Origin of the sequence: Pseudomonas sp. MD195_PC81_125, from assembly GCF_014060985.1 — a bacterium.
GTDB classification, from domain to species: Bacteria; Pseudomonadota; Gammaproteobacteria; order Pseudomonadales; family Pseudomonadaceae; genus Aquipseudomonas; species Aquipseudomonas parakoreensis.
The window spans coordinates 1-8,411 of record NZ_JABULD010000218.1 but is presented as its reverse complement, the minus strand read 5'-3'; the positions used below and the strand labels follow the sequence as shown (position 1 = coordinate 8,411).

The following is an 8,411-nucleotide window of genomic DNA, read 5'->3' as shown; positions in this document are numbered from 1 at the left end:
CTCTGGAGCGGCTCAATAGCAAGTTGCGAAGGAGCGATTCCGACTACAAGTCCGAGCAGATCATGGCGCAGATACTGCGAGAGACCCTTGATCAGGAGGTCTACCGGGGCATTGCAGCCCACGGCCAGGTCGAGTTGAACCAGTTGGTCTCGATGACCAACGAGTGGCTTACCCCGAGAGAGAGGGAGTTCATGGACAACCGCGCCAGTTGTGATTTCGTTATCTATTTCAAAGTCGGCAAAAGACCACTCGGAGTAATAGAGGTCGACGGGGGGAGTCACGCGACACCGATGCAAATCGAACGGGATGCCTTGAAAGACAGCATCTTGCAAAAGGCGGGTGTTGCTCTATTGCGTCTACGCACCGTCGAGAGTCGCATCGAGGAGCGGGTAGCCGCGTTTATGGCACAGTGGGCCAATACAACCATTGGAGTAAACGCCGCCCCTGCTTGAGGCTCAAGAGCAAAGTGAGTTTCTTTTTGTCGTCAATACCGGATTCAATGCGACAACACTTCACTTAATCTTTCTCAATTGCAGGTGTATCGTATTCGCCCTTTACGGGCCTGCGGGCCCGCCGCAGATACGTGAGGTAGTTGAGTTCATGTCCTTTACCCGTCGCCAAATCCTCGGTGGCCTGGCCGGTCTTGTTGTCGTTGGTGTCGGAGCGGGAGGCGCGTCGCGTTACTGGTTGGGCAAGAGGGCCGACGCCGACGCGGGGCATGACTACGAGCTGATCGCGGCGCCGCTGGACGTTGAGCTGGTGCCGGGGCACAAGACCGAGGCGTGGGCGTTCGGCCCGTCGGCACCGGGCACCGAGTTGCGCGTGCGTCAGGGCGAGTGGCTGCGGGTACGGTTCATCAACCACCTGCCGGTGGCGACCACCATTCACTGGCACGGCATCCGCCTGCCGCTGGAGATGGACGGTGTGCCGTACGTCTCGCAATTGCCGGTGCTGCCCGGTGAATACTTCGATTACAAATTCCGCGTGCCGGATGCCGGCAGCTACTGGTATCACCCGCATGTCAGCAGCAGCGAAGAGCTGGGGCGCGGGCTGGTCGGGCCGTTGATCGTCGAAGAGCGCGAGCCGACCGGTTTCAAGTACGAAAAGACCCTGAGCCTGAAGAACTGGCACATCGACGAGCAAGGCAATTTCGTCGAATTCAGCATCCCCCGGGAAGCGGCGCGTGGCGGTACGGCGGGACGCTTGTCGACCATCAACGGCGTGCCAACGCCGGTGATCGAGTTGCCGGCCGGGCAGATCACCCGGGTGCGTTTGCTCAACCTCGACAACACCCTGACGTATCGCATCAACATTCCCGGCGTCGAAGCGCAGATCTATGCGCTGGATGGCAACCCGATCGAGCCGCGGCCGCTGGGCAAGGAATACTGGCTGGGGCCGGGCATGCGTATCTGCCTGGCGATCAAGGCGCCGCCGGCCGGTGAAGAATTGTCGCTGCGCAACGGCCCGGTGCGTCTGGGAACCTTGCGCTCGGTGGCCAATAACGATGCGCCGACCGCGTGGCCGAAAGCCTTGCCCGCCAACCCGGTGGCCGAGCCGGATCTGGCGAATGCCGAGAAACTCAACTTCAATTTCGAATGGGTCGGTTCGGTGTCGGTGAATGTCGACAACGGCAAGCCGCCGAGCCTGTGGCAGATCAACGGCAAGGCCTGGGACATCACGGACAAGACCTGCGCCGATCGGCCGATTGCCAGCCTGAAGCTGGGCCAGAGTTACATCTTCGAATTGAAGAACATGACCCAGTATCAGCACCCGATTCACCTGCACGGCATGAGCTTCAAGGTGATTGCGTCGAACCGGCACAAGATCACTCCGTACTTCACCGACACCTACCTGCTGGGCAAGAACGAGCGTGCGCAAGTGGCGCTGGTGGCGGATAACCCGGGGGTGTGGATGTTCCATTGCCACGTGATCGACCACATGGAAACCGGCCTGATGGCCGCCATCGAGGTGAAGTGATGCGCCAGATTCGCCCCGCCGCGATCATCGACCGCAGCCGTGACCGCGATTTCATGCGCGAAGCCTTGGATCTCGCCGCCCAAGGCGCCGCCCTCGGCGAAGTACCGGTGGGTGCGGTGCTGGTGCAGGACGGTGAAATCATCGGTCGTGGCTACAACTGCCCGATCACCACCAGCGACCCGAGTGCCCACGCGGAAATGGTCGCGATCCGTGCCGCCGCGCAAGCAGTGGATAACTATCGTCTGCCGGGCAGCACGCTGTACGTGACGCTGGAACCGTGCAGCATGTGCGCCGGGTTGATCGTGCATTCGCGGGTTGCTCGTGTGGTGTATGGCGCACTGGAGCCCAAGGCCGGGATTGTGCAGAGTCAGGGGCAGTTCTTCACCCAGGGCTTTTTGAATCACCGGGTGCTGTATGAAGGCGGGGTGCTGGCGGAGGAGTGTGGGGCGGTGTTGACCGAATTCTTCAGGGCGCGGCGGGCAAACCGGGATTAAGAATCAAAAGAATCGCAGCCTTCGGCAGCTCCTACAGGGATTGATGTAGGAGCTGCCGAAGGCTGCGATCTTTAGATTCTGCTTTATTTGCGAGCGACAATCACCGCCCGCATCGGTGCCGGCAAGCCTTCGATGGTCTTGCTGTGATCCTCGGGATCGAGGAAGTCGCTCAGCGACTGGTACTTCATCCACTCTGTGCCGCGCTGTTCCTCAACCGTCGTGGTGCTGACGTCCACGCAGCGAATGTCGGTGAAGCCTGCCCGGCGCAGCCACAACTCCAGCGCCGGCACCGACGGCAGGAACCACACGTTGCGCATCTGTGCGTAGCGATCTTCCGGCACCAGCACCTGATGCTTGTCGCCTTCAACCACCAGCGTTTCCAGCACCAGTTCACCGCCCTTGACCAGGCAATCCTTCAGCGCCAGCAAATGCTCGATCGGCGAACGACGGTGGTAGAACACGCCCATGGAAAACACCGTGTCGAAGCCTTCCAGGTTCGGCGGCAGGTCTTCGAACGGAAACGGCAGGTGCCAGGCATTCGGTTCCGACAAGTAGCGTTGCACGGCCTGGAACTGGCAGAAGAACAACCAGTTCGGGTCGACGCCGATCACGCTGTCGGCGCCGGCGCCAAGCATGCGCCACATGTAGTAGCCGTTGCCGCAACCAACGTCGAGGATGCGTTTGCCTTTCAGGTCCAGATGCGGGGCGACCCGCGACCACTTCCAGTCCGAGCGCCATTCGGTGTCGACGTGCACGCCGAACAGATCGAACGGCCCCTTGCGCCACGGCGACAGGCCCATCAGCGCGGTGCGCATCTGCGCGCGGGTTTCGGCGTCGCAGTCAGTGTCGAGTTTCAGGCCGTTGAGCAGATCGACTTCAGTCGGCTCCAGTTTCGGCAACGCGTCCAGCGCACTCTGCCAGCGCTCCAGATCGCCGTGACCTTTCTCCATTTTTCTTGTCGAGTTGCACTTGCAGGGTGTTGGCCCAGTCGGCCAGCGGTGTGCCGGCCAAACGGCGGGCGAGGGGGGACAGATCAATCATGGCAAGGCAATCAACGAGGCAAAGTTAAGACACTGGAACCACGGCACGACTTTCGAGAATCCGGCGGCCAGCAGGCGTTCGCGGTGTTCTTCGAGGCTGTCGGGCTTCATGACGTTTTCGATGGCGCTGCGCTTCTGGGCAATTTCCAGTTCGCTGTAGCCGTTGGCACGTTTGAACGCGACATGCAGGTCGGTCAGCAGCGCGTGTTCTTCGGCATCGTTAAAACGCAGTTTTTCCGACAGAATCAACGCGCCGCCGGGCAGCAGCGATTGACGGATGCGCGACAGCAACGCGGTACGCTGCTCGGGCGCAATGAATTGAAGGGTGAAGTTCAGCGCCACCACCGAAGCCGGTTTGAATTCGAGGGCGAGAATGTCGCCTTCGATCACCTCGACCGGGAGCAGCTCCTGGAACATCGAATCCTGGCCATTGAGGTATTCGCGGCAACGCTCGACCATCGCCGCCGAGTTATCCACCGCGATCACCCGGCAACCGTCGGTGCGCACGTGACGGCGCAGCGCTTGAGTGACGGCGCCGAGCGAGGCTCCCAAGTCATACAGCACGCTGTTTGGTTGGGCGAATTGCGCCGCGAGCACGCCGAGGTTTTCGACGATGGTCGGGTAACCTGGTACCGAGCGCTTGATCATGTCCGGGAACACCCGCACCACGTCCTCGTTGAAGGCGAAGTCAGGCACCTGGGCCATCGGCTGGGCGAAAATGCGATCGGGTTCTTTGCTCACGGCGGTTCCGGCGGTGTCGATGAAAAGGCCGGCATTTTAGCCAAAGTGGCGCTGGGATGCTTGGGTTGTCCGACGTGGCGAGGGGATTTATCCCCGATGGGCTGCGAAGCAGCCCCAAAACCTGTGGCTGCGGTCTGTCTGACATAACTCAATGACACTTTCGGGGCCGCTGCGCAGCCCATCGGGGATAAATCCCCTCACTACAAAATTAGCGGTGTTTCACGGAAAACGCCGAAGCGGCGATCCCCCACTGCCCCAGCCAGTAACTGAGGATGATCACGTACGGCGCCGCGTGGAATGGCGATACGAAACGATCAATACCAATCACACTGTCCGAAAACACGAACGCCAGCGCACCCGCCGCCGCCAGCAGTGCCGAGCGCTTGGGCACGTCGGTGCCGAGGCGGGCGAGGGCGCGCCAGAGCATGGCGCTGATCGCGGTACCATAGACGACCACCGGCACCAGCAATGGCCCAAGACCGCTGGAAATCAGCATCCCCAGCAGCACTGCGCCCACGCCGAGCGCCAGCACCAGTGGCAGCAGCGCCAGCCGTTTGCAATCGCTGAGGTATGCCTTGAGATACGCCAGATGCGCCACCAGAAACGCACCCAGGCCAAACACAAACAGATCCCCCGGCCACGCCAGCAACACGTCACCGAGCACAGAAAAAATCAGCCCGAGGCTGATCCAGCGCCGATAGTCGCTGGGTGGTGCATCGTGCAGCCAGCCGAGCAGCGCCAGCACCGGCAACGGTTTGACCAACAGGCACAGCAGCGCCGCATGGGTGCTGACGCCGTAGAGAAATGTCGCCGCGCCCATCAGCGCCAGAATCAGCCAGCCCACGATCAGTTCACCGAAATCGCGCAGTCGAAGGTTTCTGCCGGTTCAACTTCCGGTTCCCAAGGTTGCTGCGAGGTCAGGCGCAGGCGTCCGGTGCCGGTGGCGAAGGCCTGAAAGCGCCAGGTGGAGAATCCGCCCGCGCCGACCATCCCCGAGTCTTTCGGACTGCTGTAGACCTCGGGGCTGAGCGCGCGCAGCACACCACCGGCCGAGTCCTGAATCGCCCAGCGGTAACCGGTGGTGGGATTGCTCGGCAGCATCACAATCAGGTGTTGTCCGTTGGTGAGGCGCACGGGGCATTCGCTCTGTTTTTCCACGGTCACGTTCTGTTTTGGCTGCGTGGCGCAGGCGGCCAGTAAAGAGAGGGCGAGGGGGACAAACAGGCGAGTGGGGGACATAGGCTCAGTGGCTCCGGCGTTGACGACGAACGGCGAGCATAACTGAAGATGAGACAAAGTGTGACAGTCAGGAGTGGAGTGTCTGGACGGATGCCTTCGCGAGCAAGCTCGCTCCCACAGTGGCCGGGGAGTGTCCACAAATCCTGTGTCCACCCTAAACCCTGTGGGAGCGAGCTTGCTCGCGAAAGCGGTATATCAGGGCACTACATGATGATCAGAACAGCACTTTCGCCACATCTGCAAAGCGCTTGGCGAAGTGCACGGTAAGCCCTTCCTTCAGGTAATCCGGCAATTCCTCGAAGTTGCCCCGGTTCGGCTCCGGCAGGATCAGTTCGAAGATCTTCTGCCGCCGCGCCGCGATCACCTTTTCACGCACCCCGCCAATCGGCAGCACGTGCCCGGTGAGCGTCAGTTCACCGGTCATCGCCACGCCTTTTTTCGGCGGCTGATTGCGGGCGAGCGAGAGCAGGGCGCTGGCCATGGTCACGCCGGCGCTCGGGCCGTCCTTGGGTGTGGCGCCTTCCGGCACATGCAGGTGGACGAAGGCTTCGTCGAAGAATTTCGGATCGCCGCCGAACGACTTCAGGTGCGAGCTGACGTAGCTGTAGGCGATCTCCGCCGACTCTTTCATTACATCGCCCAATTGCCCGGTGAGTTTGAAACCGCGATTGAGCGTGTGAATGCGTGTGGCTTCGATCGGCAGGGTGGCGCCGCCCATGCTGGTCCAGGCCAGACCGGTGATCACACCGGTGCCGGACAGCACTTGTTCGTTGCGGAACACGGGATGACCCAGCGAGGCTTCGAGGTCTTTCGGCCCGAGCTTGATCACCGCTTTCGGGTCCTCAATCAGCTTCATCACCGCTTTGCGTACCAGTTTGCCCATCTGTTTTTCCAGTTGGCGCACCCCGGCCTCCCGGGCGTAACCGTCGATCAAGGCTTTGAGCGCGCTGTCGCTGATGCTCAGGCTGCCTTTGGACACGCCGGCCTTTTCCAGCAGCTTCGGCCACAGGTGGCGCTTGGCGATGGCGACTTTTTCTTCGGTGATGTAGCCCGACAGGCGAATCACTTCCATGCGGTCCAGCAACGGGCCGGGGATCGAATCCAGGGTGTTGGCGGTGCACACGAACAGGACTTTCGACAGATCCATGCGCAGGTCAAGGTAGTGGTCGAGGAATTCGACGTTCTGTTCCGGGTCGAGGGTTTCCAGCAGCGCCGAGGCCGGGTCGCCCTGGTAGCTCTGGCCCATCTTGTCGATCTCGTCGAGCATGATCACCGGGTTCATCACTTCGACGTCTTTCAGCGCCTGCACCAGTTTGCCCGGCTGCGCGCCGATGTAGGTGCGGCGGTGGCCCTTGATCTCGGCTTCGTCACGCATGCCGCCGAGGCTGAAGCGGTAGAACGGTCGGCCGAGGGATTCGGCGATGGATTTGCCGACGCTGGTTTTACCCACGCCCGGCGGGCCGACCAGCAGCACGATCGAGCCACTGATTTCGCCTTTGTAGGCACCGACGGCGAGGAATTCGAGGATGCGGTCCTTGATGTCGTCTAGGCCGGCGTGGTGTTTGTCGAGCACCTTGCGCGCGTGTTTGAGGTCGAGTTTGTCCTCGCCGTACACGCCCCACGGCACCGACGTCGCCCAGTCGAGGTAGTTGCGGGTGACCGCGTATTCCGGCGATCCGGTTTCGAGGATCGACAGTTTGTTCATTTCTTCTTCAAGGCGCTTTTGCACCTGCGCCGGCAGGACTTTGCCTTCCAGGCGTTGTTCGAACTGTTCAAGGTCGGCGCTGCGGTCGTCCTTGGTCAGGCCGAGTTCCTGCTGGATCACCTTGAGTTGTTCTTTGAGGAAAAACTCGCGCTGGTGCTCGCCGATCTTGCGGTTAACTTCCGCCGAGATCTCTTTCTGCAGGCGCGCGACTTCGACTTCCTTGCGCAGCATCGGCAGGACTTTTTCCATGCGCTTGAGCATCGGCACGCAGTCGAGCACTTCCTGCAGCTCATTGCCTGTCGCCGACGTGAGGGCGGCGGCGAAGTCGGTCAGCGGCGACGGATCGTTGGGGCTGAAGCGATTGAGGTAGTTCTTCAGCTCTTCGCTGTACAGCGGGTTGAGCGGCAGCAGCTCCTTGATCGCGTTGATCAGCGCCATGCCGTAGGCCTTGACCTCGTCGGTCGGCTCGGTGGGCTGGTGCGGGTATTCAACTTCAACGAGATACGGAGGGCGGTGGTGCTTGAGCCAGGTCTTGATACGCACGCGGCTCAGGCCCTGGGCGACGAATTGCAGCTTGCCGTTTTCACGGCTGGCGTGATGGACCTTGACCAGCGTGCCGTATTCGGGGAGTGCGCCGGTGTTGAAGTGGCGCGGGTCTTCCTGGGGCGTGTCCATGAAGAACAGGGCCAGGGAATGGTGTTCGGATTTGCTGACCAGATCGAGGGTTTCGGCCCAGGGTTCTTCGTTGACGATGACCGGCAGCACTTGGGCCGGGAAGAACGGGCGATTGTGGATCGGGATGACGTAGACCTTGTCCGGCAGGTTCTGGCCGGGCAGGGCCAGGCCTTTGCCGGAGGAGGTGTGTTCGATGTGTTCGGCTTCGGTGTAGTCGTCGGGGTTGTCCGGGAATTCTTGCTGGTCGCTCATGGGGCACCTGCGCAATGGGGTATGGGTCTTAGATGGGGCAGGCTTGGGGGTGGTTTCAATGGGGGGCGGTGTTTCTGCTTGTGTGTTCAGGGTTTTGACAGGCGTCACGCTTTGGGCTTGGCGGCCTTTGGGCCGACCAGGTTCTTGGGGTTTTGGGGGTATATCCGTTTTTGGGGTGTGGCGGCTGGCGGTTTCGCCCTTACGGCGATCACTTTCCAACGCAAAAGGTAACCGAAAAGGCTTGCTCCTGCGTTCGGCCCGCTCGCTGGGGCTCGGGGTCCCTTCGCT

7 protein-coding genes and 1 pseudogene are annotated in these 8,411 nt (G+C 61.3%); 3 read left to right on the top strand and 5 right to left on the bottom strand.

Going from position 1 to position 8,411, the window contains the following annotated elements; genetic code table 11:
• The 3 genes from HT737_RS09310 to tadA form a co-directional block, all read left to right on the top strand.
• On the top strand, positions 1-452 hold a 452-nt coding region (locus HT737_RS09310), incomplete at its 5' end, for a DUF2726 domain-containing protein (RefSeq protein ID WP_182402316.1).
• 148 nt (positions 453-600) lie between these two features.
• Positions 601-1,977, top strand: a complete 1,377-nt coding sequence (locus tag HT737_RS09305) for a multicopper oxidase family protein (RefSeq protein ID WP_182402314.1) — start codon at positions 601-603, stop codon at positions 1,975-1,977.
• Complete coding sequence (gene tadA, locus HT737_RS09300; protein WP_095668381.1) at positions 1,977-2,471, top strand: tRNA adenosine(34) deaminase TadA; 495 nt, start codon at positions 1,977-1,979, stop codon at positions 2,469-2,471. The genes HT737_RS09305 and tadA overlap by 1 nt, the downstream gene beginning before the upstream one ends.
• A gap of 83 nt (positions 2,472-2,554) precedes the next feature.
• Here the strand turns inward: tadA and cmoB are convergent.
• The 5 genes and pseudogenes from cmoB to lon all read right to left on the bottom strand — a co-directional run bounded on the left by cmoB (position 2,555) and on the right by lon (position 8,123).
• A pseudogene (gene cmoB / locus HT737_RS09295) lies at positions 2,555-3,512 on the bottom strand (tRNA 5-methoxyuridine(34)/uridine 5-oxyacetic acid(34) synthase CmoB).
• Entirely contained in the window at positions 3,509-4,216 is a 708-nt protein-coding gene (gene cmoA / locus HT737_RS09290) for a carboxy-S-adenosyl-L-methionine synthase CmoA (protein ID WP_219737930.1), read from the bottom strand. Before cmoA ends, cmoB begins: the two are co-directional and overlap by 4 nt.
• Before the next feature lie 244 nt (positions 4,217-4,460).
• On the bottom strand, positions 4,461-5,096 hold the full coding sequence (locus HT737_RS09285; RefSeq protein ID WP_179294962.1) for a lysoplasmalogenase: 636 nt from the start codon (positions 5,094-5,096) through the stop codon (positions 4,461-4,463).
• 2 nt (positions 5,097-5,098) lie between these two features.
• A complete protein-coding gene (locus tag HT737_RS09280; protein WP_086791731.1) occupies positions 5,099-5,491 on the bottom strand; it encodes a protease inhibitor I42 family protein in 393 nt (130 codons plus the stop codon).
• A gap of 214 nt (positions 5,492-5,705) precedes the next feature.
• A complete protein-coding gene (gene lon, locus HT737_RS09275; RefSeq protein ID WP_095668384.1) occupies positions 5,706-8,123 on the bottom strand; it encodes an endopeptidase La in 2,418 nt (805 codons plus the stop codon).
• Positions 8,124-8,411: the final 288 nt, after the last annotated feature.

Bases quoted from the DNA above. Each gene is read 5' to 3' on its own strand.
- HT737_RS09280 (WP_086791731.1), bottom strand. From the start codon at position 5,491: ATGTCCCCCACTCGCCTGTTTGTCCCCCTCGCCCTCTCTTTACTGGCC.
- tadA (WP_095668381.1), top strand. From the start codon at position 1,977: ATGCGCCAGATTCGCCCCGCCGCGATCATCGACCGCAGCCGTGACCGC.
- lon (WP_095668384.1), bottom strand. From the start codon at position 8,123: ATGAGCGACCAGCAAGAATTCCCGGACAACCCCGACGACTACACCGAA.
- HT737_RS09305 (WP_182402314.1), top strand. From the start codon at position 601: ATGTCCTTTACCCGTCGCCAAATCCTCGGTGGCCTGGCCGGTCTTGTT.
- cmoA (WP_219737930.1), bottom strand. From the start codon at position 4,216: ATGGCCCAGGTGCCTGACTTCGCCTTCAACGAGGACGTGGTGCGGGTG.